At 46.2% G+C, this 25,440-nt stretch carries 24 protein-coding genes; 11 read left to right on the plus strand and 13 right to left on the minus strand.

Features of this window, described 5'->3' with window-relative positions; all coding sequences use genetic code 11:
- The first annotated feature begins 5 nt into the window (after positions 1-5).
- On the plus strand, positions 6-1,262 hold the full coding sequence (waaA, locus tag K5609_RS20935; protein ID WP_221075319.1) for a lipid IV(A) 3-deoxy-D-manno-octulosonic acid transferase: 1,257 nt from the start codon (positions 6-8) through the stop codon (positions 1,260-1,262).
- Here the strand turns inward: waaA and K5609_RS20940 are convergent.
- Positions 1,242-1,973 carry a 3-deoxy-D-manno-octulosonic acid kinase gene (locus tag K5609_RS20940; RefSeq protein ID WP_221075320.1) on the minus strand — a complete coding sequence of 244 codons (732 nt, stop codon included), beginning with the start codon at positions 1,971-1,973 and terminating at the stop codon, positions 1,242-1,244. The genes waaA and K5609_RS20940 overlap by 21 nt on opposite strands.
- Before the next feature lie 89 nt (positions 1,974-2,062).
- On the opposite strand from K5609_RS20940, the gene K5609_RS20945 reads away from it, so the two are divergent.
- The gene (locus K5609_RS20945; RefSeq protein WP_221075321.1) at positions 2,063-3,112 is read left to right on the plus strand and encodes a glycosyltransferase family 9 protein; all 1,050 of its coding nucleotides are present in this window, start codon (positions 2,063-2,065) and stop codon (positions 3,110-3,112) included.
- Positions 3,109-3,888, plus strand: a complete 780-nt coding sequence (locus K5609_RS20950; RefSeq protein WP_221075322.1) for a glycosyltransferase family 2 protein — start codon at positions 3,109-3,111, stop codon at positions 3,886-3,888. The genes K5609_RS20945 and K5609_RS20950 overlap by 4 nt, the downstream gene beginning before the upstream one ends.
- A 2-nt stretch (positions 3,889-3,890) precedes the next feature.
- On the opposite strand, the gene K5609_RS20955 is transcribed toward K5609_RS20950, so the two are convergent.
- Both K5609_RS20955 and K5609_RS20960 read right to left on the minus strand, forming a co-directional pair.
- Positions 3,891-4,964, minus strand: coding sequence for a glycosyltransferase family 9 protein (locus K5609_RS20955; protein ID WP_221075323.1), 1,074 nt, complete (start codon positions 4,962-4,964; stop codon positions 3,891-3,893).
- Positions 4,965-4,968: 4 nt separating this feature from the next.
- Positions 4,969-6,012, minus strand: a complete 1,044-nt coding sequence (locus tag K5609_RS20960) for a glycosyltransferase family 9 protein (RefSeq protein WP_221075324.1) — start codon at positions 6,010-6,012, stop codon at positions 4,969-4,971.
- A gap of 205 nt (positions 6,013-6,217) precedes the next feature.
- Between K5609_RS20960 and coaD the strand changes: the two genes are divergently transcribed.
- Positions 6,218-6,700 carry a pantetheine-phosphate adenylyltransferase gene (coaD, locus tag K5609_RS20965; protein WP_221075325.1) on the plus strand — a complete coding sequence of 161 codons (483 nt, stop codon included), beginning with the start codon at positions 6,218-6,220 and terminating at the stop codon, positions 6,698-6,700.
- Between the two features lie 5 nt (positions 6,701-6,705).
- On the opposite strand, the gene mutM is transcribed toward coaD, so the two are convergent.
- From mutM to radC, 5 genes are all read right to left on the minus strand, one after another.
- Positions 6,706-7,518, minus strand: a complete 813-nt coding sequence (gene mutM / locus K5609_RS20970; RefSeq protein WP_221075326.1) for a bifunctional DNA-formamidopyrimidine glycosylase/DNA-(apurinic or apyrimidinic site) lyase — start codon at positions 7,516-7,518, stop codon at positions 6,706-6,708.
- Entirely contained in the window at positions 7,511-7,978 is a 468-nt protein-coding gene (locus K5609_RS20975; protein ID WP_221075327.1) for a hypothetical protein, read from the minus strand. Before K5609_RS20975 ends, mutM begins: the two co-directional genes overlap by 8 nt.
- 137 nt (positions 7,979-8,115) lie before the next feature.
- Positions 8,116-8,271: a 50S ribosomal protein L33 gene (gene rpmG / locus K5609_RS20980; RefSeq protein WP_343212515.1), complete on the minus strand. Its 156-nt coding sequence runs from the start codon at positions 8,269-8,271 to the stop codon at positions 8,116-8,118.
- A 23-nt stretch (positions 8,272-8,294) separates the two neighbouring features.
- Positions 8,295-8,531, minus strand: coding sequence for a 50S ribosomal protein L28 (gene rpmB / locus K5609_RS20985; protein ID WP_016400150.1), 237 nt, complete (start codon positions 8,529-8,531; stop codon positions 8,295-8,297).
- A gap of 133 nt (positions 8,532-8,664) precedes the next feature.
- The gene (gene radC, locus K5609_RS20990) at positions 8,665-9,339 is read right to left on the minus strand and encodes a RadC family protein (RefSeq protein WP_221075328.1); all 675 of its coding nucleotides are present in this window, start codon (positions 9,337-9,339) and stop codon (positions 8,665-8,667) included.
- A 131-nt stretch (positions 9,340-9,470) separates the two neighbouring features.
- On the opposite strand from radC, the gene coaBC reads away from it, so the two are divergent.
- The 4 genes from coaBC (at position 9,471) to mscS (ending at position 12,751) form a co-directional block, all read left to right on the plus strand.
- Positions 9,471-10,679 (plus strand): bifunctional phosphopantothenoylcysteine decarboxylase/phosphopantothenate--cysteine ligase CoaBC, encoded by a 1,209-nt coding sequence (coaBC, locus tag K5609_RS20995; protein WP_221075329.1) that lies wholly within the window; start codon positions 9,471-9,473, stop codon positions 10,677-10,679.
- 13 nt (positions 10,680-10,692) lie between these two features.
- Positions 10,693-11,148 (plus strand): dUTP diphosphatase, encoded by a 456-nt coding sequence (gene dut / locus K5609_RS21000; RefSeq protein ID WP_221075330.1) that lies wholly within the window; start codon positions 10,693-10,695, stop codon positions 11,146-11,148.
- Between the two features lie 51 nt (positions 11,149-11,199).
- Complete coding sequence (gene slmA, locus K5609_RS21005; protein ID WP_016400155.1) at positions 11,200-11,793, plus strand: nucleoid occlusion factor SlmA; 594 nt, start codon at positions 11,200-11,202, stop codon at positions 11,791-11,793.
- 127 nt (positions 11,794-11,920) lie between these two features.
- A complete protein-coding gene (gene mscS, locus K5609_RS21010; protein ID WP_221075331.1) occupies positions 11,921-12,751 on the plus strand; it encodes a small-conductance mechanosensitive channel MscS in 831 nt (276 codons plus the stop codon).
- Positions 12,752-12,815: 64 nt separating this feature from the next.
- On the opposite strand, the gene K5609_RS21015 is transcribed toward mscS, so the two are convergent.
- A complete protein-coding gene (locus K5609_RS21015) occupies positions 12,816-13,271 on the minus strand; it encodes a hypothetical protein (RefSeq protein ID WP_221075332.1) in 456 nt (151 codons plus the stop codon).
- A gap of 217 nt (positions 13,272-13,488) precedes the next feature.
- Here K5609_RS21015 and K5609_RS21020 point away from each other — a divergent pair, with 217 nt between their 5' ends.
- Positions 13,489-14,166 carry a potassium channel family protein gene (locus K5609_RS21020; protein WP_221075333.1) on the plus strand — a complete coding sequence of 226 codons (678 nt, stop codon included), beginning with the start codon at positions 13,489-13,491 and terminating at the stop codon, positions 14,164-14,166.
- Positions 14,167-14,226: 60 nt separating this feature from the next.
- Here K5609_RS21020 and K5609_RS21025 read toward each other — a convergent pair whose 3' ends face one another.
- The 3 genes from K5609_RS21025 to rph all read right to left on the minus strand — a co-directional run bounded on the left by K5609_RS21025 (position 14,227) and on the right by rph (position 16,372).
- On the minus strand, positions 14,227-14,817 hold the full coding sequence (locus tag K5609_RS21025; protein WP_221075334.1) for a hypothetical protein: 591 nt from the start codon (positions 14,815-14,817) through the stop codon (positions 14,227-14,229).
- A gap of 180 nt (positions 14,818-14,997) precedes the next feature.
- Entirely contained in the window at positions 14,998-15,642 is a 645-nt protein-coding gene (gene pyrE, locus K5609_RS21030; protein WP_221075335.1) for an orotate phosphoribosyltransferase, read from the minus strand.
- Positions 15,643-15,655: 13 nt separating this feature from the next.
- On the minus strand, positions 15,656-16,372 hold the full coding sequence (gene rph, locus K5609_RS21035) for a ribonuclease PH (protein WP_220719797.1): 717 nt from the start codon (positions 16,370-16,372) through the stop codon (positions 15,656-15,658).
- 126 nt (positions 16,373-16,498) lie between these two features.
- Here rph and K5609_RS21040 point away from each other — a divergent pair, with 126 nt between their 5' ends.
- Positions 16,499-17,359 (plus strand): YicC/YloC family endoribonuclease, encoded by an 861-nt coding sequence (locus K5609_RS21040; RefSeq protein WP_221075336.1) that lies wholly within the window; start codon positions 16,499-16,501, stop codon positions 17,357-17,359.
- Positions 17,360-17,527: 168 nt separating this feature from the next.
- Positions 17,528-17,887 (plus strand): DUF6172 family protein, encoded by a 360-nt coding sequence (locus tag K5609_RS21045; protein ID WP_221075337.1) that lies wholly within the window; start codon positions 17,528-17,530, stop codon positions 17,885-17,887.
- 136 nt (positions 17,888-18,023) lie between these two features.
- On the opposite strand, the gene pulA is transcribed toward K5609_RS21045, so the two are convergent.
- Complete coding sequence (pulA, locus tag K5609_RS21050) at positions 18,024-25,217, minus strand: pullulanase-type alpha-1,6-glucosidase (protein ID WP_221075338.1); 7,194 nt, start codon at positions 25,215-25,217, stop codon at positions 18,024-18,026.
- Positions 25,218-25,440 lie beyond the last annotated feature (223 nt).

The raw sequence follows: 25,440 nt of genomic DNA on the forward strand, positions 1-25,440 counted from the left end.
TGAGCGTGCTAATAAAACTACTCTACAACTTACTGCTCATTCCTTTACTGCCTTTAGCTATGTATAAGTTGTATTGGCCAAAACCGGGCAAACCCTCGGTGGGAAAACGTTGGATAGAGCATTTTGGCCTAAGTAAAAAAGTGTCAGCGGTTGATGTCTGGTTCCATGCGGTATCAGTGGGTGAAGTATTAGCGGCCATTCCTTTAATTACTCAATTAAAGCAGCAGCAACCACAACTTAATATATTACTGACTACCACTACCGCTACAGGTGCTGAGCAAGCGCAATCAAAACTGGCGGATTTAGCCATTCATCGCTACGCCCCCTTTGATTTATGGCCGAGTATTCGCTGGTTTCTACATTTACATAAACCCAAGCGACTGTGGATTATGGAAACAGAATTGTGGCCAAATTGGCTGCAGCTTTGCCAAAATCAAAACATTCCGGTATCGCTTATCAATGCCCGTATGTCACAGCGCTCTTGCCAGCGTTATTTGCGCTTCAAAGGCTTTAGCCAGCGCTTGTATAGTCAATTAGGGCAAGTATTGGCGCAACACCAAGATGATGCTCAGCGCTTTAATCAATTGGGAGTTACAGCAGCCAACTTGGTGGTAACGGGTTCGATAAAATACGACCTACCCGATACCCAAGCCATACAGCAACAAGCAGAACAACTTCGGCCTAGTTTGTTTGGTGAGCGCTTAATATGGATTGCCGCCAGCACCCACAAAGGCGAAGACGAGAAAGTACTTAAGGTGATGCAGCAAGTTCGCAAGCAGCTTCCCGACAGCTTATTAATATTGGTGCCGCGACACCCAGAGCGCTTCGACCAAGTAGCCGAATTAATTGCTAACAGCGGCTTTGATTGCGCTCGTCGCAGCAAACAACAAAGCCCCTGTGCAAAAGATGCGGTTTATTTAGCCGATACCATGGGCGAGATGCTGTTGATGTATGCTTGCTCGGATGCCGCCTTCATCGGCGGTTCATTAGTGCCCGTTGGTGGACATAATTATTTAGAAGCTGCTGCACTAAGTTTGCCCTGCGTGGCAGGCGAACATGACTTTAACTTTTCAGACATAAGCCAACAGCTGCAAGCCTGTGGCGCACTTAAGCTAAGCGCTGATACAGAGCAACTGGCTAATTGGCTTAAAGCGTGGTTAAGCAGCGCTGAAGAGCGCAGCAAAGCCGGGGACGCAGGCTTGTCTATTGTTAAGCAAAACCAAGGCGCTTTAGCGCGTAGCCTAGCTGCGCTTTTGAACTAAACGTTGATAACAAGCCACAAAGTACTGCCAGTCAGACTCGAGCCAATGACAGTACCCAGGCTTTGCCTGTTCTTTTTCTAAAGAACGGTAGAAACGAGCAATGTTAGCTTGCTGCCATTTTTTTCTCGGTCGACAAATTCGGCCATTATCAAAGTCAATTAACCAAACCCTCTGCTGGTCATCAACCATGATGTTACGTAAATTGAGGTCGGCGTGATAAACCCCAGCCCGATGAAACTGCGCAATGGTCTCGGCAATTTTTTGCCATAAATTTAAAGGTAATCGACGCTCGCTAAGCAACTTAGCCAGATCTTTAGCGCCACTAATGCGCTCTAAGATCAAATCGGCTTGGAAGCTCAAACCTTTGCGTTTAACTCTACCGGCAATGGGTACAGGGGCTGGAAGCTCAAGCGCTTGTAACTTCATCAACAGCGAGAACTCTTTCCACACTCGACTGCGTTGGAGGCTGGAATACAAATAGCGGTCATTGCTCAATTTAGCGACTAAGCCACCACGATGATAATGGCGTAATACAAATTCTCGATGTTCAAAACGAAAAAACAGGGTTTTACCTCGGCCCATCGCTTGGCCTACCACTGCTCTATTTTGCTGCCAATGGCGGGGCTCAAAATAAGCATCACTTACCTGCTGCCACACTGCCGGATTATAAAATAGCCAGCCGTCGGCGGTTTTCTGTTTTTCAATCTGCATAGTTATCGCTTGTGAAACAAATCTCAGCAATTTTACAACGCAAGCTGCAAAAAGCATAATACTTAAGAAAATCCGCCACTTTTGCCAAAATGACCAAGCAGCAAACCACCTTAAAAGTCTGTATTTTACGCCTATCAGCTATCGGCGATGTCTGTAATGCTCTGGCTGTGGTTCAGCAACTTCAAAACAGCTACCAACAAGTCCACATCACCTGGGTATGTGGTAAAGCAGAAGCACAGTTATTATCTGCCTTCAGCAATATAAAACTGGTTGTATACGATAAAAAAGATGGCTTAAAAGGCATGCTCGCTATTAAACGAGAGCTTAAAGGCCAGCAATTTGATGTGCTATTACACATGCAAGCGGCGTTACGCGCCAGCTTGCTTAGCTGCTGCATTCGCGCAAAGCGTAGAATTGGCTTTGACAAGGGCCGCGCTAAAGATGGCCAGTGGCTATTTACTAACGAAAAGATTGCTGCGGCTAATTCTGCTCATGTCTTAGATGGTTTTTTACAGTTTCTATTGCCACTGGGAGTAGATATTCAAGCCCCAAGTTGGCAAGTGCCACTCTCTGAAGCAGACCAACAAACCGCGAAACAATTGCTTGGCCGTTCTGGTAAGCATATCGTGATCTGTCCGGCCGCTAGCAAAGCCTATAAGAATTGGACCTTGCAAGGCTATGCCGGCATCGCCCAATACGCGCTTAAACAGGGCTACCAAGTGAGTTTAATCGGCAGCCCGGCTAGCAATGAAGTGGCGTTAAGTAAACAAATTAACCAAGCCTGCCAAGGTAAACTAAACAACCTTTGTGGAAAAACCAGCCTGAGCCAGCTTTGGGCACTCATTGCCCAAGCAGATCTGCTAATATCGCCAGATACTGGCCCAGCTCATATGGCGGTAGCGGTAAATACACCTGTTTTAGGGCTGTATGCTCACCACAATCCACAACGTACTGGTCCTTATCATTATCGAGATTACGTAGTGAGCGTGTGGCAGCAATTGATTGAAAAAGAACAAGGCAAACCTGCTGCTCAACTTAGTTGGCGCAGTAGGGTTAAAGATCCCAATGCTATGCAATACATCACCCTTGATGCGGTGATTGAGATGTTTGAATTTATTAAAAAAGAGCAACCATTATGAGTGCACGCCAAGCTAGCATTAGCGCAATTATCATTACTAAAAATGAACAAGACAGCCTAAAAGATTGCCTAGAAAGCTTAACTTGGGTCGACCAAATTGTGGTTGTGGACTCTGGCAGCACCGACGGCACCGTAGAGCTGGCCAAGCAATATACGCAAGATGTTTATAGTAACCTTGATTGGCCAGGCTTTGGTAAGCAAAAACAACTGGCGCAAAGCTATGCCAGTGGTGATTGGATTCTGGCTGTAGATGCTGATGAGCGCATTGATGAAACACTGCGCAATAACATCCAAACCATGCTAGAAAACCCACCAAGTAATACGGTATTCAACCTTAATGAACTGACTTGGGTATTTGGCCGTTTTCTTAAGCATTCCGGTTGGTACTATCGACATATTAGGCTTTACCCGCGTGAGCTAACTGGATACAACGACAACCTAGTCCACGAATCTGTAACGGTGCCTGATGGCTGTCAGGTAGCAGAGCTAGACGGCGATATCTTGCATTATTCCTACAAAAATATTGAGCACTACTTAGTAAAGTCGGCGGGTTATGCCAAAGCTTGGGCAGATCAGCGCGAAGCCAAAGGTAAACGGGCAAGCTTAGGCCAAGGAATAGTGCATGCGATTGGCTGTTTTGCCAAAATGTACTTGCTCAAGCGCGGTTTTTTAGATGGTAAAGCAGGCTTTTTAATTGCATTACTCTCGGCGCATTCAACCTTTGTGAAATACGCCGATTTATGGGCACGAGAAAACGACAGCCACTACAAAAAGTAAACTTACTGAAGTTTAAGGTCTTCCAATAAGTTAGCTGCATCTATAGCCGCTAAATCGGTCACGTTAACCGCATGTTCACCTAGGCAGCCATATTGCGCTACATTGGTTACCGTAAACAAACCTACGCAATAGGCACCAGCAGAGCTTGCTAAGTGCAAGGGGCCGGTATCACCACAGAAAAACAAAGGTACTTGCTGTAAAAATGCCGCTAGTTTTCTTAGGTCACCATTGGAGTAGGCGAATTCTGCCTCTACCAGTGGCTCTGTCACATCAGGACTCAATATCTCAATAAGGTTCACTTCGCCAGCATAGTGCTGCTTAAACTTAGCTAACAAAATTTGCCAGTCTTTATCGGCAATCACCTTAGCGCCACGCGCGCCACGAAAATACGCCAAACTTGGTTTTGCTTGGCATTCGCCCAACAAAGTCTGCAATTGCTTAAGCGCCTCTTGCTGCTCAGCGTCACTCAATATTAGTCGCCCAAAATATTCAGCGGGCTCAGCATTATGCAGTTGCTCTAGAAGCTCCATGCAACTTAATGCAAAGTGAGGATATCGTCCCTGGTATTTATAAGTATGGCTGCACACTGCAGCATCTGCGGGGCCATAAAAAGCGACGACGTTTTTAGCTTCAACCATTGAAGCAACAATACGGTCACTAGAGCCTCCATAAGGCAACAAAACTAAATCATAGGGTTGTTGCTTTAATTGCTTCATGGCTCGAAAAAACTGCGGGATGGTCTTCAAACCAAACTGAGAAAAGTGAATACGAGAAAGCCCGAGGTTTTCAAATATAGAGCCTTGCCAAGGATCGCTGAGTATCAGTTCAACCTCAGCGTCGGGGTACAGCGCTTTAACTTGATTAACAAAAGGCAATAAAAAGAACATATTTCCGATGCGCTTATTATTGCGAATAATTAAAACCCGCTTCACTTCTGTCGGCTTAAGCAAGCGCTCGGTTCTACCTTTTCTACCGCCCAATAGTTTGAGAAACCAAACTTCTAAGCCAATCGACTTCTCTCTGCGCTTTCCATCAAACTGTCGCAGCGCCGTTCTTATTTTTTTTATTACGCTCATCGTTTTATTCTGCTACTTGTTTTGTTTGCAGCTTTTGCCACCACAAATTAATTTTAACCGCTGAGTCACTCACATTAATCAAACTCATATCTTCCTGAGTAAGTTCACCTGCCGGCGGCGAGAAAGAAATATGTCGACCTTGGCTATTAAGAGGCTGCCAACGCAAAGGTGTTGCACTGCGACGACTAGGGAAAAAGCCTACAGTTGGCACATCTAAAGCCCCAGCAATATGCAGCGGCCCGGTTGAACCAGCAATAAACACTTCAGCACAGGCCAATACTTCACAAAAGGTTTTTAAGCCCTCTTCTGAATAATATAGCTGACTAGACACCTCTGCAGTATCTAACTGACTCACCAACTCTTGAGCGGCGATTAACTCGCCAGGCCCTGCAGTAATAACAAAGTGTAACTCGGGCTTAAGTTTAGCCAGGCAATCAATCAAACTAAAATACTGCTCAATGCTTAAGTTATTGGCCGAGCCACCACTGCCAATATGTACCATTGCTAAGGATTTAGCATCCAACTCGGCAAACTCTGCCTGCTTACGTTTAGCAATTTGCTCAGCGCTAAACTGCAAATAAGGAGCAGTAGGCTCTATCGGGTTGACTTGCAACTTAGTTAAAAAAGCGCGAGTAAGTTCTAAGTTGTATTCAAATTCAGGTTTTCGAGATTGAGAGCGGCGTTGCTTTACTCGGTGATTATACAAAAACTGAGCGAGCTTAGTGGCGGGTGCACAGCGTAATTTAATACCGGCGCGTGCACCTAACCAAGCGTTACGCATGGTCGAGAACAGGCACAAATAACCATCAAAGTGCTGTTGCTTCACCTCATTAAGTAGTGCAGCTTGCTCGCCAGCATCACCATCAGCCCCGCAATCAATAATTACCTTATCAATCCAAGGGCAAAGCTCTGCCAGAGGAGCCGTATAGCTAGGCACCAAAGCGCTAATTTCACAATTAGGTAATGAAGCTTTTAGTAGCGCAAAGCTAGGCCATGCCAGCATAAAGTCGCCAATTTTGTCGTTTCGCACTACCAACAGTTTTTGCATGTGTTCATCTCTATAATTTAGCCTGCGCATTGTGACCAATCTTGCACTCGGGCTCAAGAATTTTCCCCAAGCCTGTGAGCCAGTTAGCTCAAGCAGCTTAAGTAAATCTTTTCCCGAGCGTTTTAACAGGATTTAGCGTGAATACCTGCATCTTCTGAAAGCTTGGGGTTATAATCCAGCTAACATTAATTTTTGGCATAGCTTCATGACAACTCGGGTAATTTATCCTGGCACCTTTGATCCAGTGACCAACGGCCATAGCGATTTAATCCAACGCGCGGCGCGTATGTTCGACACAGTAATTGTGGCGGTTGCCGCCAGCCCCAGCAAACAGCCTTTGTTTAGCTTAGAAGAAAGGGTTAAGTTGCTGGAGCAAACGATTAGTGCCAATACCAATATAGAAGTGATTGGTTTTACTGGCTTATTGGTAGATTTAGCCAAACAACAAAATGCCAACGTATTATTACGAGGCTTGCGCACCGGTTCCGACTTCGAATATGAGATGCAACTGGCCGATATGAACCGCCAGCTGGATCCCAACCTAGAAAGTGTGTTTCTTACGCCAGGCGAGGGGGTAAGTTTTATTTCCTCCACCCTGATTAAAGAAGTGGCCAAACATGGCGGTGAAATAGAACGTTTTGTTGCACCACATGTTGCCCAAGCCGTCAGTGAAAAACTCGCTAAATAAAAGGGCTAGCGCTGACAATGTGGGCAAAAGAAGGTATTGCGCTGGCCAATGCGTAATGCCTTAATCAACTCCCCGCAAGAATCACAAGCTTCGCCTTCTCGGCCATATACCGCTAAGGTTTGCTTAAAATAGCCAGGCTTGCCATCGGCATTAGTAAAATCTTTAAGGCTAGTGCCGCCTTGTTCTATGGCTTCCGCCAATACTTGTTTGATGTTGTCGGTAAGCAACTCTAGGCGCACTTTGCTGACTTTATTAGCTGCACGTTTGGGGTGGATGCCCGTTCTAAACAAAGCTTCGTTGGCGTAAATATTACCTACGCCCACTACCACTTTGTTATCCATAATAAATTGTTTGATGGCCACACTGCGCTTGCTTGCTTGCTCAATTAAATACTTAGCTGAGAACTCGTCATGTAAGGGCTCTGGCCCCAAATTAACCAACAAATTATATTGATCAATGGGTAGCTGACTAAACAAGACACAGCCAAAACGACGAGGATCGTTAAGCCTAAGCACTTTTCCATTTGCCAATACAATATCTACATGGTCATGTTTTTCGGCTGCAAGGCCTTGCTCAACAATTCGCAAACTACCCGACATGCCCAAATGAATAATGATGTGGCCAGCTTCGGTTTCTAGGAGCAAATACTTAGCCCGCCGAGTGACCGACAAAATAGCTAAACCCACGCAGCACTGGATCAACTCTGGCACTGGCCAACGTAATTTAGGCTGGCGAACCACTATTTCACTAATTACTTGATTTTCAATATGCGGACTAATCCCGCGGCGGCTGGTTTCTACCTCTGGTAACTCAGGCATCGGGGGAGCTCATCGTTGGGAATAGGGCATGGTAGCTGTCGCTATCTACTTGTAATAATTGGCCTTGCCAGTTGGTTATCCAATACTGCTGATTAAGGCTAAATAAGGTGAGTTCTAGTGGCGTTGCCGAATTTGCTAAGTAAACCAGTATGGTTTGGCTACTCGCAGCACCGCCTATGGCGTTGTGCCAAGGTTCAAGATGAATATGTAACCATGCATCAATAAGCGCAACCGAGCGCTCTAAAGGCGGTTCACTGCGCCATTGAGTACCAACTCGTTCTATCACCACGCTAGGCAGCTCAATGCGTAAAATGGTGGCTCCCTGCGGCAATAACTGACCAACCACTATTTGCTCGCTTGGGGCGGTCTGTTCATTCATTTCTACGTATTTGAAAATCAAAATCATCGAGGCAACAGCAAATATGATGATGTTATTCCAGCCTCTGCGGCTCATTTTCATCGAGATTCTCCTTTAATTAGGAGCATCATAAGCGGGAAGTCTTTGGTGAGTAAAGGGCACTAGGTTGTTGTCGCCACTAAAAAACAGGCAAAAAAAAGCCCAGCCTAAGCTGAGCTTCTTTACATCAAAGCCAAAATCTATTTGATTTTGCCTTCTTTGTACATAACGTGCTGACGAACAACAGGATCAAATTTTTTGATTTCCATTTTCTCAGGCATGTTACGTTTGTTCTTATCAGTGGTGTAGAAGTGACCAGTGCCAGCTGATGAGTTCAAACGAATTTTTTCGCGAATACCTTTAGCCATTTTTTAGCTCCTTATACCTTCTCACCACGACCACGCATCTCAGCTAAAACAGCGTCGATACCTTTTTTGTCGATGATGCGCATACCTTTAGTAGATACGCGTAATTTAACAAAACGTTTCTCAGTCTCAACCCAAAAACGGTGAGATTGAAGGTTAGGCAAAAAACGACGACGAGTGCGGTTTTTTGCGTGCGATACGTTGTTACCAACAGCTGGTTTCTTACCAGTAACTTGGCATACTCTAGACATGTCAGTCTTCTCCAAATATGTACTTCTGCTCGAGCATCTGTTCATGCCCCGTTAGGCCGTCGCCCGGGACGACAGAAAGGCCGCATTTTATACAGGAAATAGAACCCTAGATCAACTAAAAATTGAACAAAGATCAGATCCAACCGCGCTCGGCGAAAGACACAGTCTCTCCACAGCCGACTACAACATGGTCTAAAACTCGCACATCAATCAGTGCTAAGGCCTTGATTAATTTGGTAGTAATTTGCTTATCAGCCAAACTTGGCTCTGCCACACCCGAGGGGTGATTATGGGCAAATATTACTGCAGCAGCATTTTTTTCTAATACTCGCTGTACCACCACCCGTGGGTAAACACTGGCGGCATCAATCGTTCCGAAAAATAGCGGCGCGAATTGTACCACTCGATGCTGATTATCCAATAGCAATATTGCAAATACTTCACGTTGTTGGTGAGATAATTCCATAGAAAGGTAGTTTTTTGCCGATTCGGCGCTATCTAACACACTATTTTCACTAATATCGGCCAGCAAATAACGTCGACTCATTTCTATCGAAGCATGTAATTGTGCAAATTTTGCGCTACCCAAACCTTTTTCTGCACAAAACTGCTGATGATCGGCAGCTAATACCGCTCGCAAGGAACCAAACTGAGCGAGTAAATGCTGAGCTAAACTCACTGCATCTAGTCCGGCACATCCTACTCGCAAAAAAATCGCCAGTAACTCAGCATCACTTAAACTTTGGGCACCACTATTTAATAGCTTTTCTCTCGGCCGTTGTTCGGCCGGCCAATCACAAATTGCCATGCATTCTAATAACTAATGAATGAATCAATAAAAACAAGCGTAGTCGAAACTGCTGGCTTGTGTATGCGGAGATCTTAAGTTTTGTGATAGGCTTGCCGATATCAAACTGAGATTATCGAAGCGGTATCAGCATGTTAACGGGAAAGAAGATTCTACTCGCGATTACAGGCGGGATTGCGGCATACAAAATGCCAGAGTTGGTGCGTCGTCTAAAAGAGCAAGGCGCAGAAGTAAAAGTGGTAATGACCAAACACGCCACCCACTTTATTACTCCCTTAACGCTACAGGCAGTATCTGGCGAACCAGTAGGCTTAGAGGTAGTCGACCCAGCTCAAGAGGCATCCATGGGTCACATCGCCTACGCCAAATGGCCAGACTTAGTATTGATGGCGCCCGCTACCGCCAATAGCATTGCTAAGTTTACCCATGGTTTGGCCGACGAATTAGTAAGCACATTGATGCTAGCAACTGCCGCCCCAATTGCCATTGCGCCAGCAATGAATCAACAAATGTACCAAGCAGCTGCTACTCAGGCTAATTTAAGCCAGCTTAAGCAACGCCAAGTGCATATATGGGGCCCAGCCCAAGGCGAACAAGCCTGTGGCGATGTAGGCCCAGGTAGGATGCTTGAGCCCACTCAATTGCTCACTCACATTAAAGAGTTTTTTTCTCCCAAAGCCCCTGCGCTATTAAAAGACGTGAATGTGATGATTACCGCCGGCCCAACTCGTGAAGCGATTGATCCGGTGCGTTATATAAGCAATCACAGCTCCGGTAAAATGGGTTTTGCTTTAGCTGCTGCTGCCGAACAACTTGGCGCCAAGGTTACGGTAGTTTCCGGCCCGGTGAACTTAGGTACACCAGCAGGCGTTAATAAGGTGGCGGTTAATACTGCCCAGCAAATGCTCGACGCAACACTAAATCAAGTAGCAAGCTGTGATATTTTTATCGCTTGCGCAGCAGTAGCCGACTACCGCGTAGCCGATGTTGCTGAACAAAAAATCAAGAAAACCGATGACAGCGACGAAATGCAGTTACGTTTAGTGAAAAATCCAGATATTGTAGCCACCATTGCTGGATTAGCTAACAAACCCTTTACGGTGGGTTTTGCTGCTGAAACACAAGACGTAGCACATTACGCACAAGACAAAATGGCGCGAAAAAACCTAGACATGATCGCCGCCAACGACGTATCAAAGCCCGAACAAGGCTTTAATAGTGAACAAAATGCCTTATCGGTATTTTGGCCAACTGGCCATCAGCAATTAGACCTCGCTGATAAATCAGAATTGGCAAAACAATTAATGGCATTAATCGCCAGGCAGTACGCTGCACAATAATCAAAACAAAAAAATGAAACAAATAGCACTAAAAATACTAGACCAAAGAATTGGCACTACTTTTCCAATGCCAGAATACGCGACACCAGGTTCAGCAGGTATGGATTTACGCGCCTGCTTAGACCAAGCCATAACATTAGCCCCCGGCCAAACCGAGCTAATTCCTACTGGCTTAGCGATTCATATAGCCGATCCTACTCTTGCTGCCACCATTTTACCGCGTTCTGGCCTTGGCCATAAGCACGGCATTGTTCTGGGTAACCTCGTTGGACTGATCGATTCCGACTACCAAGGGCAATTAATGGTGTCTTGTTGGAACCGCGGACAAACTACTTTTACCATCGAACCCGGCGAGCGCATCGCCCAGTTAGTATTTGTGCCTGTGGTACAAGCTAGCTTTGAGATAGTAGAAGATTTTGCCGCTAGCCAGCGTGGTGAAGGTGGATTTGGCCATTCCGGTACAAAGTAAACGGTTCTCAAGTAGTACGCTAATAGACTAATAAAAAGGATTACCATAACCATGGCGGGAAAACCAAAAAGCAATCGCCGCGAACAAATTCTGCAGGCGCTAGCGCGCATGTTAGAGACCAGCCACGGACAACGCATCACCACTGCAAGCCTAGCCAAAGAAGTAGGCGTATCAGAAGCTGCTTTGTATCGTCACTTTCCCAGCAAAGCTAGGATGTTTGAAGGCTTAATAGAGTTTATCGAAGAAACCTTGCTATCACGCATTAATCTGATTCAGGAAGAACAAAAAGACACCTTAAATCGCTGCCAGCACATACTCATGCTGTTACTGGGTTTTGCCGAGCGCAACCCAGGCTTAAGCCGCATTTTAACTGGCGATGCCTTACAAGGTGAGCACGAGCGTTTACGCGCCAGAGTCAGCATTTTGTTCGATAAAATTGAAGTGCAACTTAAACAAGTATTACGCGAGCGTAGGCTACGTGAAGGACAAGGCTTCTTAATTGAAGAAAACAGCCTAGCTACCTTGTTACTGGCCTATACCGAAGGACGCATTAGCCAATACGTGCGCAGTGAATTTAAGCTAGAACCTACCGCCCAATTTGACACTCACTGGGGCTTTTTAAAGCAGCAGCTAGTGCAAAGCTAAGCGCTTAATAGGCCTGCTAAATCCCCCGGCAGGCCTTAAACCTTTCTGTAAAAAATCTAGACACTTGTTTGTAAACAAAAAGCTGCTAAATTTGTAGCTAATTTCACTCCATAAGAAGGCTTAACACATGGACGTATTTACCGAAGGTACCAGTTGGTTTGAGAACAACCAAGACCTGCTAATGCAATACGCAATCAACATTGCTGCTGCTATCGCCATTTTGTTTGTTGGTATGATCGTTGCGCGCATAATGGCGTCAAGCGTAGAAAAACTAATGAACGCACGCAAATTAGACACAACAATTAGTCACTTTGTTGGCTCAATGGTTAAATACATCATCATTGCCTTTGTGATTATTGCTGCGCTATCACGCATTGGTATTCAAACCGCGTCGTTTGTTGCCATTATTGGTGCCGCTGGTTTAGCTGTTGGTTTGGCCTTGCAAGGGTCATTGTCTAACTTTGCAGCAGGTGTACTTATTATAGGTTTCCGCCCATTCAAAGCCGGTGATTTTGTAGAGATTGCGGGTACAGCGGGCTCGGTAGCATCAGTGCAAATCTTCACCACCGTGTTAAAAACGCCTGACAACAAACAAATTGTTGTACCAAATGGCGCGGTATTAGGCGGTAACATTGTAAACTACTCTACCCATCCTACCCGTCGTGTAGACTTGGTGGTTGGAGTTAGCTACAACGCCGATTTAGCTAAAACTAAAGCGATATTGCGCGAAGTATGTGAAGCAGATTCTCGTGTATTAAAAGATCCAGACATCACTATTGGTGTAAGCGAATTGGCCGACAGCTCAGTGAACCTAGTCGTTCGCCCATGGGTAAATAGCGCCGATTACTGGGGAGCTTACTTTGACCTAAACGAGAACATCAAAGTGGCTCTAGATAATGCTGGCATCGAAATTCCATTCCCACAAATGGATGTTCACTTGGATAAAGTAGCCAGCTAAAACGCTGCTTTATACCAAATAAACAGCACAGCCTAGGCTGTGCTTTTTTGTGCCTTACATTTGGCTAAATATCATCTAACCTATGAGTGGCATGCACCATTTGCTGTTGGCGTTTTTCTTGGTGTTCAATCAAGTTAGCTAAAAACTGCCTCGCCCCTAACATGGTTAACTCATCTTTAGCTAAGCGCAATAAGCTTAAAGACTGCTCACTAAGCTCCAAGGCCAAATTGCTCACATCATCACTGCTAATATCGGCTGGTTGACTCAGTTTAGCCATATAATCCAATAAATCTTTTTCCACGCGAATGTCGGTCCAGGTTTCTAACAACTCAGGTTTGGCCTGGCTAATAAAATCCTGTAAATGCTCGGCATTTTCTCGCTCTTGATGCTGCAGATAAGCCAGTAACATGCGCACTCGCTCTGCATCGCTATTTAACTCCAAGCGCCGATATAGGGCCATCATTGCTTCACGGCACGATACAAAGTGCTCTAGCAGCAGTTTTAGTTGATTAAATCGCATATCTGCTCTCCCGTTTAACTGGTGATAATCACAGTGTAGAAGCTAGCTTTTCATCTGTTTTCGCTAAGCAATCTTGGCTTGATTTACATCAAAATGAACACTCAATAAACTGCATAGTTGCGAGCTATCGCAAGCTTTAATCAAGCAAGTAATTGTTAAGCAGTTCGTCAGCAAATTTGCTAAATTATTAACTAAACCATTGAATTAGGTTAGCTACATGAAAAAGCTCATGGATTGGAGCGAAAAGAACAACTTCTACTTTCTTACCATTGCTTTGGTAGGTTACATTTTTTTAGCCGCTTGCTTAGATCAATTCTGGCAGGGAGACGGTTTTAGGTTTTTACAAATCGCCATGGTACTGGTGCTAGCAGCTGGAGTGTGGCAGGCCAAAGGTAAGCGCTTATGGTATGTAACGGGCATCGGCTTCTTATTCACCACCTCGGTACTAGCATTTTTTAGTTATTGGTTTGAAGCTGAAGGTTTAGTGAGTTTATACCTCACCATTGTGTTCTGTTATTTGGTATTAACTACCTGGACAGCTTTGAAACAGGTGCTATTTACCGGCCATATAGATAGCAACAAAATTGTTGGTGCCATCTGTATTTTTTTGCTGATTGGCCTTGGATGGGCGCACCTCTACACCATTCTCAACTTCTGGTTAAACGAAGCGTTTAACGGCGTGCCCAAAGAGCATTGGAGCACCCAAATGACCGACTTCATCTACTTTAGCTTTGTTACGCTAACTACCCTAGGGTACGGCGAAATCACCCCTAATACGCCAATCTCCCGCTTTTTTACTTTTAGCGAAGCAGTGTTTGGCCAATTCTACATGGCAATATTGGTAGCAAGCTTAGTGGGCGCAAGAATGTCGGAGCGCGAGAGCGAACGAGACTAAAGAAACCAAGGCTGCTTAGGCAGAGACTAAACAGCCTTTAAGCAGCCAATAAATCAGTGGCTAGTTTTGTTTGGTGGCTATCATCATCGCAACAACACGTAGCGATAATGCCACCAGCATAAGAACGCTAGGCCCGCTTACCCCCTGCGCTTTAAGCAAGGTGGTATTGTTTTGAATCACCATGGTATTGCTGGAATTAGCAGTAGTAGACGTGCTTTTAGCTAAACTTTCTAAAGAGCTTAACAGCTGTTCATAAGAGCTAACCTCACCGGCTAACATATCCATCAACTCATAAGCTTTTTTGTCTTTAAACGGAGATTTAACCGACTCATCCTTAAGCTGTTTTGCAATCTTCTTCATCGCGCTGTTCACAGCCTCTTCTAAGCCATTCATATTAGCCAATTTGCTATTGGTTGATTGCTTAGCGCTAAAACGATGCTGCGGCGCAGCCTGTTTTTGTTGAGCCTTACCAAAGTGCTGCACATTACTTTTAGAGGTTTTAATGGTTTTACTTAAATGCGCTAATTTATCGGCAACCGCTTTCACTTTTTGCTCCCACTGAGCGTCGGTGTTGCGGTTTTTAATGGCGGTTAAGGCGTTTGACACGAGGATAGAGATTTGAGTTTTGGTGGCATTTAGTTCAACAGACATGAGACTTCCTTAGTTCTCTGAATTACATGCAAATATCCGAATTAATGGGGTATTAAGCCCCAAGCCACGCTACTCTATCTTTTAAAAATAAAACCATCAATACACTAATGATAATTAACGTATTTTAGGTGCAAAAAAAGCGACTTAACAAAGCCGCCTTAGGTTTAGATATTATAAATGCTAAGCAATACCGTATTGCTCGCGATAAGCGCTCACTGCCTCTAGTGCAGTTTGATTATCGCCTTGTTCTTCTAAGTAAGTGATTAAATCAGCCAACTTAACAATCGAAATAACCGTAGCACTGTAATCGCGTTCAACTTCTTGAATTGCCGACAGCTCGCCTTTACCTTTCTCTTGACGATCTAAGGCAATAAGCACGCCGACTAACTCAGCGTTATGAGCATTAATAATGTCCATAGATTCACGAATCGCAGTTCCAGCAGTAATTACGTCGTCCACCAACATTACTTTGCCAGCCAACTCAGAACCAACCAAGCTGCCACCTTCGCCATGAGTTTTAGCTTCTTTTCGATTAAAGCAGTAAGGCACATCTTTACCATGGTGCTCATCTAAAGCAACCACAGTAGTGGTAGCAATAGGAATACCTTTATACGCTGGGCCAAATACCAAGTCATAATCAATATTTGAGTCTTGTAGCGCCGCAGCGTAAAACTTGCCTAAACGGTTTAAATCTCGGCCTGTGTTAAACAAACCCGCATTAAAGAAGTACGGGCTAGTTCGGCCAGACTTTAAGGTAAATTCGCCAAACTTTAATACGCCTTTGGCTAAAGCAAATTCAATAAACTCTCGTTGATAAGCTTTCATTTTTCTCTCTCAATTACTTAGCTAGGGCTTCGCGCTGGGCAGCATTAATTTGGCTAATACCCTCTTTAGCAAAGGCCAGCATTTCTAATAATTCTTCGTGGCTAAACGGTGCACCCTCTGCAGTGCCTTGCACTTCAATCATGTTGCCGTCTTCACACATAACAACGTTCATATCGGTTTCGGCTACGCTGTCTTCGGTGTATTCAAGGTCACACACTACTTTGCCATCAACCACACCTACCGATACTGCAGCAATAAGCTGCTTAAGAGGGCTAACTTTTAGTTTCTTCTGCTCCATCATCCACCAAATGGCATCTTGCAAGGCTACGCAAGCACCAGTAATAGCCGCAGTACGCGTGCCGCCATCGGCTTGAATAACATCACAATCCACTACAATGGTGTATTCGCCAAGCGCTTCTAAATCAACTGCAGCACGTAGTGAGCGACCAATTAAACGTTGGATTTCTTGAGTACGACCACTTTGCTTACCACGAGCAGCTTCACGGCCCATGCGGCTATGGGTAGAGCGCGGCAACATGCCATATTCTGCGGTAATCCAACCTTGGCCTTTACCTTTTAAGAAACGTGGCACACCATCGTCTACCGAGGCATTACATAGCACTTTAGTATCGCCAAACTCGACCAAAACAGAACCCTCGGCGTGCGCCGTGTAGTTTCGAGTAATAGTAATTGGACGCATTTGTTCAACAGCTCTTCCGTTCGGACGCATGGTAATAACCCTGTAATTTAAAATTCGCGGCTATTATATAGGCTTTTATCGCACTTGGTCACGCCTAGACTGACTAAGCGCCCAATAGCCGCTATAATCGAGCAAATTTATTAAGGGCATTCAACTATGATCCACAGCATGACAGGCTACGCACGCCACCAACTTAAAGGCGATTGGGGCAGTGCAACATGGGAAATTCGCAGCGTAAACCAACGTTACCTAGAAACTTACTGGCGCATGCCAGAACAGTTTCGCTCCCTAGAGCCTGTGCTGCGTGACAAAATCCGCAAGGCCCTACAGCGCGGTAAAGTTGAATGCAACCTACGTTTTGAGGCCGACCAAGCCAGCCGCGGCGAACTGCAGTTAAATAAAGCCTTAGCCGAGCAACTTATTCAAAATGCCGAATGGGTACAGCAGCAAGCGGGCGGGCAAATTAACCCAGTAGACATACTGCGCTGGCCTGGCGTAATGGAAACTCCCGAGCAAGACGCCGACGCCATTAGCAAAGAGCTACTCGCAGGCTGGCAAGAAGCGCTAACGGCGTTTATCGAAAGCCGTGCCAGCGAAGGGGCAAATACCGCGGTAATGATTACCACCCGCCTTGATAAAATTACCGAGCAAGTGGCCTTTGTACGTGAGCAAATGCCAGCCGTTATGCAATGGCAACGCGAGCGCTTAAAAACCCGCCTAGCCGATGTGATTGACGAGCTAGACCCACAGCGCATCGAGCAAGAAATGATTATGGTAGCGCAGAAAATTGATGTGGCTGAAGAGTTAGATCGCCTAGATTCACACGTAAGCGAAACGCAAAAAATCCTTAAAAAAGGCGGCGCCTGCGGCCGACGCCTCGATTTTATGATGCAAGAGTTTAACCGCGAAGCAAACACCCTAGCGTCTAAATCGATTAACGCCGAGATTACTCAAGCAGCTGTAGAGCTTAAAGTGCTAATCGAGCAAATGAGAGAACAGATCCAAAACCTCGAATAAACTAATTATAGTCATAGCCTCAAAGCCTCTTACTCAAAGAGGCTTTGTTGCTTTCAACCTCGGCTATGCTGAGCTTTTGCAAACAATCTCGATTAAACCTTGCTCTATAGCCTAGAATCATTACAGTGTGCCTCCCTTTGCTACTTTCGGCAGTTTTCTAGGATTATTATGAAAAAGACTTATCCGCTTACTCACCCCAAGCTTAAATTGGCGCGCATTGTTGAAGCCGCTAAGTATGATGCTAAAAAATATATTCGCCGCGAGAAGAACAAAACCTTGCCTGCCGGAGCCGATTTTTGGGCCTTTGACTGTAAGTACGGTCCTACCCAAGAAGAAGCTGAAGAGATCCACGTTTCACAAATTAATGCTTGCATGGATAAAGCCGAGCAGCAGCAATTGCCATCGTTTTACTTAGAGATTATGGCAAAACCTGCCAATCGCCCAGAAAGGCCAGATGTGGAAGAATCGTCAAACCTTGACGATATCATCGCTAACGCAGAGCAAGAGCTAGATAAAGACGCCGAGTAAAATTCGGCTCTCTAGAAACCAGAAATGCGATGTTTAGTGCTTATATACGGTTAAACACAGACGCTGATACCACTGCCGTTATTGCAAATAAAAAAGCCGCTTTAAAAGCGGCTTTTTAGTTTTTACACGCTAAGTACTAACGCACTGTTAGGCTTATTGCCGCAGGGTCAGAGGCATCTAACACAAAGTCATAGCTACCTGCCGCTGCTGGGGTAAAGCTTAAGTTTGCTCCACCGTCGAACAGTTGCAGCGGTAACTCTGGGTTTACCAGAGTCTCGGTACCGCCACCAAGATTGATGCTAGTCCAATCAGGATCGGCTAACTTGAACAAGTAAGTTTGCGCGTCTAACTGCACAGTAATCTCGTATTTACCGCTGCCGTGATAAAGCATTTGGCTATCTGGGCCTGCGGCCCAGCCATTCATATCACCACGCAGGTAAACCGGCGTATATTGGTAAGGAGCATAAGCTAGATCAGCTTCTACAATCAGTACCGGATTAGCAGGGTCATCGGCTTGTAAAATAAACACTAATGGAGTGGCTTCTCCAAGTGTAATACTTAGGTTACCACCGCCAGAAACAAGTGTTTTAAAGCTTGCAGCCTCCAACTCAGCGCCATCTACGCCCGCACCAAAATTGAGGTTTGCCCAATTAGCATCAGCTAACTTGAACTCAGTAGTTCCAGCAGGGAAGGTCACGCTAACATCGTAGGTATCTGCACCTTTAAATTCAAAGGCGAGGCTAGTATCCCAGCCATTCAAATCGCCGCGTAGGTATACGGTTTCGCTGTAAGGCTGAGCAGGCTCTTCGCCACCCACTAATAGGAACTTCGCTTCAAATGGCGCTAGCTCTATCTCAACAATTCCAGCAGCAAATGCGTATTGCTCATTGCTTTGCAGATCTTGGAAAGTATTGTGATTACCCAATCCCATGTACTCAGGTGGCAATACTGCCAATTGAGTTGTCGCGGTCATGTTAGCAATATAGAGAACTTGCTGTTCACCATGGCTCTTCACATCGGCGTATAGTTCGCCAACGCTCAACACACTCAGGCGTTCACCTTGGCTAAGCGCAGGATAACTTGCGCGAAGCTGCATAAGTTCGGCGATATAGTCGCGAAGCTCAGCTTGTTGGGCATTAGCGGTGAAAGCTTCACCGCCTTGCTCGCTGGCTAATCCTTCCACTTTACCGCTAGAACGAGATACGTGGTCATCACACAAACCTGCAATTGCTCCAACGCCGCCGTCACTGGCACAATCTAACCGTTCTGCAAAGTTAGCCACTTCATCACCAATCTCATCACCGTAATACAAGGTAATAGGGCCAGTGTACGCAGCTAAGAAGGCGTAAGCGGCTTTGTGACGTTGCCAGTACTCGGCATCACTAGGCTCGGCGATACCTGCACGTTGCAGTAAATCGCCAAAGCGAACTACATCGTGGTTGGTAATCATTAAGTTAGGGATGGCGTGCTCTGGGTATACTGCATGGGTGTCAAATATACCTGCAAGTGTAGAGGCATCTGTAAAGAAGAAGCCGTCTTCTTGAGCAGCAAAGTTTTGCACTACGCGGTAACGACCAGGGAAGTCGAAGGCGCTACATAAACCGTGTTGCTCATTGGTTCCGTAGCCTGTTTCGGCAATTTGGTCTTCGCCTGACCAGATTTCTGCAACCATGTAACCCAGTGGGTTAACGGTTTCGCCATTCATCTGGTAGCTTACGCCTTGCGAAGCTTCAGCCACTGCTTGGCGGATCTCGCCCCACGCACCTACCGGTACTTGATAGGCTTGGTCTAAACGCCAACCGTCAATTTTTAGCTCTTCGATCCAGAACTTGGCGACTTCTTTAAAGAAGGCCAAATCTTCTGGATACTCAGATCGACGGCCAAGGCTACCTTGTGCTGGCCCTGTTTCGGTAACTGCTAGGCCGTTTGGCGATGCGTAGTCTTGGGCATTTGATTTAAAGTGACCAAATACACCATCGAAGAATACATACATGCCGCGGGCGTGAGCTTCATCAACCAAGGTTTTAGCTAACTGCATATCACCAAAATTAGGGTCGATATTGAAGTAGTTAGTAGCAAAGTAACCTGTTGCATCTAAGCGATCTATCCAGTGCTCTTGGCCGTCAACCGCTACTGTCTCAAACACAGGCGTAAGCCAAACGGCATTCATACCCAGTGATTGAATGTAATCTAACGAATCGATAATGCCTTGCAAGTCACCTTTATGATGGCTGCTGCCATAACCAGTGCCGTAATCTGCATTACTGTCACCGTCGATAAAGGCTTCGGTCATTACTTGGTAAATGCGCAAGTCGTTGAACTTAGCTTGGTCTTCGGCAGCACATTGGAAGGCAAGATAGTCATACTCTGGCTCTTCGCTATAACCTTGGAACGCTAGTTGGCGAGTAGCATATTCGCGACCATCGGCAATAACCGCAACAGCACGCTCAGGGTAGTTAGTGAGGTTGAGTTGTAAATCAGCCTCTACCACCTTGTTTAACCCGCCATCACGAATGATGTAGTTGAAACAACCGTCTAGCGTGGCTAGGTCTACTTCCCAGTAAGGGCCGTATTCATCAACACCCGCGGGTGCGATGCTTTGATCGGCCCAGTCTAGTGTCATGCTTGGATCGGCTGCACTACAGCTGGCATCATTCCAAATGTACAGTGACCAACTAGCGTATTTAGTGGCAGGGTCAGCCACTGGCGATTCGGCATCAACAAAGCTAATTACCGCTTTTCCATCGGCCACTACTGGCTCTGGGATCTCGGTTTTAACCGTGCCAATTTCACACACATTTAAAGTGGCTTGGTCACCCGATACGTCTAAGTTAAAGGCGTAGCGACCTTCACTAAGGGTAATGCTGTTATTGCTTAAGCCTGCGTCACCACTTACTGCTAGGTACTCAACATCGGTTTCAAGCTCAATCAAGCTGTCGTCTTCCACCACAAAATACTGGGTGCCCCAATCGTCGGTGGCCAGCTTGAACATGAAGGTGCCGCTAAAGTCAGCAACCGCCTGATAAAGACCATTACCTTTATGACTAAAGGCGTAGGCCGCGTCCCAAGCCCAATCTGAGTTTTCACCACGAATGGCTAAGGCTTCAGCAAGTGGACCGTCTTCCTCCACGGTAGCTCGCTCGCTACACACTGCGCCAACATCTGCAAAACTTACCGATAGACTAGGTGCTGCAATATCAGACGCGTTAAGCGTAAAGGTATAATCTGATGATGCAGCTACGCTTAAACTTAGGTTGTCGTTGCTACCCGGCTGCAGGGCTACGCTTTCGCCACCAGCCACTAAAGCTAAACCACCGCCCAAGTTAACCGTACTCCAATCGGCACTGGCTAACTTAAAGCCATAATCACCCGCAGCAAGATTAAGGGTTTGGCTGTAAATACCACCGCCAATGTAGCTAAATGGTAAGTTCTCACCCCAACCATTCATGTCACCGCGCAGTAATACCGCTGTATCGCCATAGGGTGCTTCTTCAACTTGGGAAGTAATGCTTACCGTTGCGATGCTTGGATCAGCCTTGTCTACGGCAAAGCTGATCAAGTATTGGCCATCTTCTGCAATGTTCACACTTAGGTTGTCAGCACCGGTAACGATTGGCAACGAACCTTGAGCAACCACAGCACTAAAGCCACCGTAGTTAACCCCTTGCCCGCCCCAATCTGCATCGGCAAATTTGAACTCGTAGCTGCCTGCCACCAAATCAACCAAAGCGCGGTATTCACCGTCGTAGACGTACTCTAGAGGGTTGTCGGTAGACCAGCCATTCATGCCACCACGCAGGTACACTACGGTGTCACCAAAGGTAGGTTGGGCTGGGTCGTACTTATCAGTAACCGGAATACCCACACCTTGCTCATTACCTTGCGGCAGAACAAATACTACGGTGCTGTAGGCAGGTAGGTTAATCGCAGTGCCGTTAACACTTGCCGAGGCGAGTACAGAATCAACAGACTGAACCTGGCTAGGGTGTAACTCTAAACCGGCAATGCCAGTATCAAAACCAACAAGATCAGCTCCCGCGTTAAAGGCAATTAAGATAGCGTCGTAGTTAGGGTCAAGATCTTCAAGCCCTGCGCCATCGTTCACCGACATAAGAATTAGACCCGGCGTTTGAGCGCTACCCATGTTGTGGTAATCCACACGAGTATTAATCGCCTCTGCGCTACCCAAACCAATTAATGGTGTGGCGTTACGTAGTGCTAGGTACTCATTAAACACCGCTTTAGCTTGGGCAATATCTCCAGCTGCTACATCGGTGCTTGGGTCAGCGATAATCTGGCCAATTAGTGGGTAGTTACCATCAAGACCATCTTTGCCGTAGCGTGGAAGCCCCACATTCCAGTTATTGTCTTGAGCAGTGAAATCTACCTTGTTGTACCAATCACCCGAGTCGTAGCTGTCTCGCTCCATAGATTTAGAACGAAGAACATCTGAGCCCATGTGAATAAATGGTACGCCTTGGCCTAATAGCGGGAAGCTCAAAGCAAAGCTTTGCGCACGCACGCGATCGCTAGGGCTCATACCGCTTGGCAATTTGTACTGGTTAATGTCCCACAGTGTTTGGTTGTCGTGCTTAGACACGTAAGACACAGCCTCTAAAGGTGAAGCTGTGTAACCGGTAGGCTGACCGTTGTAGTCAACCTCGCTGCCTAATACCACTTGGTCATTCGCATCTATGAGTTTAAAGCTAGACAACAAGCCAGCCAGCTCTACCCGTGCAATGTCGGTATGCTGCAGCAATACTAGCTTGGTGGCATCATCGCTGGCATTTAGCTCATTGGGATCATGGAATAAACCATTGGCCAAACCTTGAGAACCGCGAATCGCTTCGGCGCTATCAAATGGGCTGCCGCCACGAACTACGTCGCGCATCCGATCGGAGAATGAACCAATGCCGGTTCCAGCTAAGTTAAGCTGGGTTGCTTGAACAAAACGAGCATCGTTTTGTACTTCACCAAAATTCCAACCTTCACCGTAGAAGTAGTTGTCTGGATCTGCCGCTTTAACCGCCGCTAACGATTCTTCCATGGCCGCTAAAGGCTGATGACCCATGAGGTCAAAGCGGAAGGCATCGATGCCGTAATCACGCGTCCAAATCACCAAAGTGTCTTTCATCAACTTGGCCATCATGGCGTGTTCGGTGGCAGTATTGTCACAACAGGTAGAGGTTTCTACCGCACCAGTAATGGCATTGCGACGCTGGTAATAACCAGGAACCACTTTATCCAGCACCGATTTATCGTTTAGGCCAGAGGCATTAGTGTGGTTATACACTACGTCCATGGCTACTCGTAAACCCATTTCGTGCACCGACTGCACCATGGCGCGGAATTCTTTAATTCGCGCAAAACCATCTGGGTTACTGGCATAGCTGCCTTCAGGTGCACCAAAGTGAAATGGGTCGTAACCCCAGTTAAAGCCGTCTAACCAGCGTAATGAGTCAACAATGTCGTCGGCACATTGGGTGCTAGGGTCACAGGCTTCTAATAAGTCGGCAATTACCGCACCATTAGATTCAACGCCACACAAGGCATTGTCTGGCTGAATACTACATAACTTTCCTACAGTGTCGCTAATTTCAACACGGCGCTTCTCGTCTTCTTCAACGGTGGCAATGTCAAAAGCAGGCAACAAGTGTAGGTGAGTAAGGCCAGCTTGTTTTAACTCGGCAAGGTGCTGCATTGGCGCAGAATCTAGCTCAGTAAAGGCTAGGTACTTACCGCGGTTCTCTTCACTGGTAGAAACATCATGAGCACTAAAGTCACGTACGTGGGCTTCGTAAATGCTCATGTTAGTCATCGGCAGCTCGGGCACTACGTGAGAATCCCAACCGGCTGGCTTGGTTTTACGGTGCTCTAAATCAACAACTTGCGAATACAGAGAGTTAGTCGCCAAACTTAGCGAGTAGGGGTCGGTTACCTCTAGCGTTTCTACTTCACCAGAAGCTGGGTGATAAACCTCTACCACGTAGCGATAATATTGGCCGTGTTTAACTCGCGTATCAACCAACCAAGTACCTAAGTCTGCTTGCCACTCCATTGAGTAAGCACGCTTGGCTTTTTTACGTTTGTTGTAAGTTTGCAGAGTTACCGATTGAGCCGTTGGTGCCCAAAGTTGGAATTGATAACCTTTTTGACTAGGGCTTACGCCTAGCTGAACAGCATCATCATTGGCCGCGGCATATAAGCTATCTAACGCGCCAGCAAACTGCACCTCGGTAGTTTTATACACATAACCTTCGGCGGTAAGCGCCATGGCTACCACTTCGCCTTTCAGCAAGCTCTTTAGGTCTGCATCATCTGGTAGTTGATAAGCAGAGCTAAAGTCTAGGTGAGGGAAGGCGGCTTGTGCTTCATCACTCACTTGACCCGGCTCTAACATCACCATTTGGTAAGCACCGTCTACGGTGCCATCACTGTTTACCGTAAAGCTACCATCGGCAGAGGAGTACAAACGTACATAATCTGCAGCAATGGCATCTGCCCACACCAAGGTATTTGCATCAACCAAGTGGGCCGAGGCATTAATAATGCCCAAACCAGGAGGGTTAGTATTCCAAGCCTCTTCGCGGCTATCAAATACTTGGCTATTACCTTGAATAACGCTCACGCTGCGATCGGTGAACTGGTCAAAAGAAATAGCTAGATCGGCATCAATTAACTTAGAAAGGCTGCCATCACGAATAATCACGTTGGCACAGCCAGACTCTTTATTTAAATCCACTTCCCAATATGGACCATATTGATCATAACCTGCTGGTACCAGAGATTGATCGGCCCATTCGGCATTTAGTGCCGACTCAGCAATCGCATCACAAGCAGCGTTGTTCCATAAATGAAGCGACCACGAGGCGTAATCCGCAGCAGCATCTTCACGAGTGGCCGCTGCCGGGTCAATATAGTTCAAACGCAGCTGATTTGGGCCAGCAAGTACTAACTCGGTTGGCGGCGTTAAATCAATATTTGGATTAGCCACCGGTGGGAAATGCGGCTCCCAAGGCTTGTCGACACAGGTAACAACCAGCTGCATGTAGTCTTGTTCGGCCATCACGTCTTGTTCGGGGGTAACCGCACAAGATTGTGTCATCGGCTCGTCAACAACCGCAACGGTAAAGGCTTGCTCCGCTGGTAATTTAGTTTTAAATACAAAAGGACCATCTTGAGTGATGGCCAATGGTTTTTTCTCGTTTAACTGCAGGCTTAACTTGCCGTTTAAGCCCTCAACTTCTCCACCAACGTTATAACACGCCGTTAGGAGAAGCGATCCAGCCACTACTGCTGAATGCTTTGTCCACCCGCTGAATATAATCATCTACAACATATCCTTGTTGTGTTTGGTTTGCTGCCAGTAAGTCTTCCTACTACTTAATGGGCTCTGGCAGATTAGCTGCCCTAACAAGGGCAAAACGGCACAAAGATAGTTCAGCCAGAGTGAGTTTTTTGTGACCTAACGCGCCCTTTGAAACTTTGCAAAAAAGCCAGAAAATCAGCTAAATACGCCCAAGCTAGGCGGTGCTTGATAGAAAACGCTTTCA

The organism is Agarivorans aestuarii (assembly GCF_019670125.1).
GTDB lineage: Bacteria > Pseudomonadota > Gammaproteobacteria > Enterobacterales > Celerinatantimonadaceae > Agarivorans > Agarivorans aestuarii.

What these genes read in the sequence shown, in the direction of transcription:
- K5609_RS20940 (WP_221075320.1), bottom strand. Translation starts at nt 1,973, where the DNA reads ATGCAGATTGAAAAACAGAAAACCGCCGACGGCTGGCTATTTTATAAT.
- K5609_RS20945 (WP_221075321.1), top strand. Translation starts at nt 2,063, where the DNA reads ATGACCAAGCAGCAAACCACCTTAAAAGTCTGTATTTTACGCCTATCA.
- K5609_RS20950 (WP_221075322.1), top strand. Translation starts at nt 3,109, where the DNA reads ATGAGTGCACGCCAAGCTAGCATTAGCGCAATTATCATTACTAAAAAT.
- K5609_RS20955 (WP_221075323.1), bottom strand. Translation starts at nt 4,964, where the DNA reads ATGAGCGTAATAAAAAAAATAAGAACGGCGCTGCGACAGTTTGATGGA.
- K5609_RS20960 (WP_221075324.1), bottom strand. Translation starts at nt 6,012, where the DNA reads ATGCAAAAACTGTTGGTAGTGCGAAACGACAAAATTGGCGACTTTATG.
- coaD (WP_221075325.1), top strand. Translation starts at nt 6,218, where the DNA reads ATGACAACTCGGGTAATTTATCCTGGCACCTTTGATCCAGTGACCAAC.
- mutM (WP_221075326.1), bottom strand. Translation starts at nt 7,518, where the DNA reads ATGCCTGAGTTACCAGAGGTAGAAACCAGCCGCCGCGGGATTAGTCCG.
- K5609_RS20975 (WP_221075327.1), bottom strand. Translation starts at nt 7,978, where the DNA reads ATGAAAATGAGCCGCAGAGGCTGGAATAACATCATCATATTTGCTGTT.
- rpmB (WP_016400150.1), bottom strand. Translation starts at nt 8,531, where the DNA reads ATGTCTAGAGTATGCCAAGTTACTGGTAAGAAACCAGCTGTTGGTAAC.
- radC (WP_221075328.1), bottom strand. Translation starts at nt 9,339, where the DNA reads ATGGCAATTTGTGATTGGCCGGCCGAACAACGGCCGAGAGAAAAGCTA.
- coaBC (WP_221075329.1), top strand. Translation starts at nt 9,471, where the DNA reads ATGTTAACGGGAAAGAAGATTCTACTCGCGATTACAGGCGGGATTGCG.
- dut (WP_221075330.1), top strand. Translation starts at nt 10,693, where the DNA reads ATGAAACAAATAGCACTAAAAATACTAGACCAAAGAATTGGCACTACT.
- slmA (WP_016400155.1), top strand. Translation starts at nt 11,200, where the DNA reads ATGGCGGGAAAACCAAAAAGCAATCGCCGCGAACAAATTCTGCAGGCG.
- mscS (WP_221075331.1), top strand. Translation starts at nt 11,921, where the DNA reads ATGGACGTATTTACCGAAGGTACCAGTTGGTTTGAGAACAACCAAGAC.
- K5609_RS21015 (WP_221075332.1), bottom strand. Translation starts at nt 13,271, where the DNA reads ATGCGATTTAATCAACTAAAACTGCTGCTAGAGCACTTTGTATCGTGC.
- K5609_RS21020 (WP_221075333.1), top strand. Translation starts at nt 13,489, where the DNA reads ATGAAAAAGCTCATGGATTGGAGCGAAAAGAACAACTTCTACTTTCTT.
- K5609_RS21025 (WP_221075334.1), bottom strand. Translation starts at nt 14,817, where the DNA reads ATGTCTGTTGAACTAAATGCCACCAAAACTCAAATCTCTATCCTCGTG.
- pyrE (WP_221075335.1), bottom strand. Translation starts at nt 15,642, where the DNA reads ATGAAAGCTTATCAACGAGAGTTTATTGAATTTGCTTTAGCCAAAGGC.
- rph (WP_220719797.1), bottom strand. Translation starts at nt 16,372, where the DNA reads ATGCGTCCGAACGGAAGAGCTGTTGAACAAATGCGTCCAATTACTATT.
- K5609_RS21040 (WP_221075336.1), top strand. Translation starts at nt 16,499, where the DNA reads ATGATCCACAGCATGACAGGCTACGCACGCCACCAACTTAAAGGCGAT.
- K5609_RS21045 (WP_221075337.1), top strand. Translation starts at nt 17,528, where the DNA reads ATGAAAAAGACTTATCCGCTTACTCACCCCAAGCTTAAATTGGCGCGC.
- pulA (WP_221075338.1), bottom strand. Translation starts at nt 25,217, where the DNA reads ATGATTATATTCAGCGGGTGGACAAAGCATTCAGCAGTAGTGGCTGGA.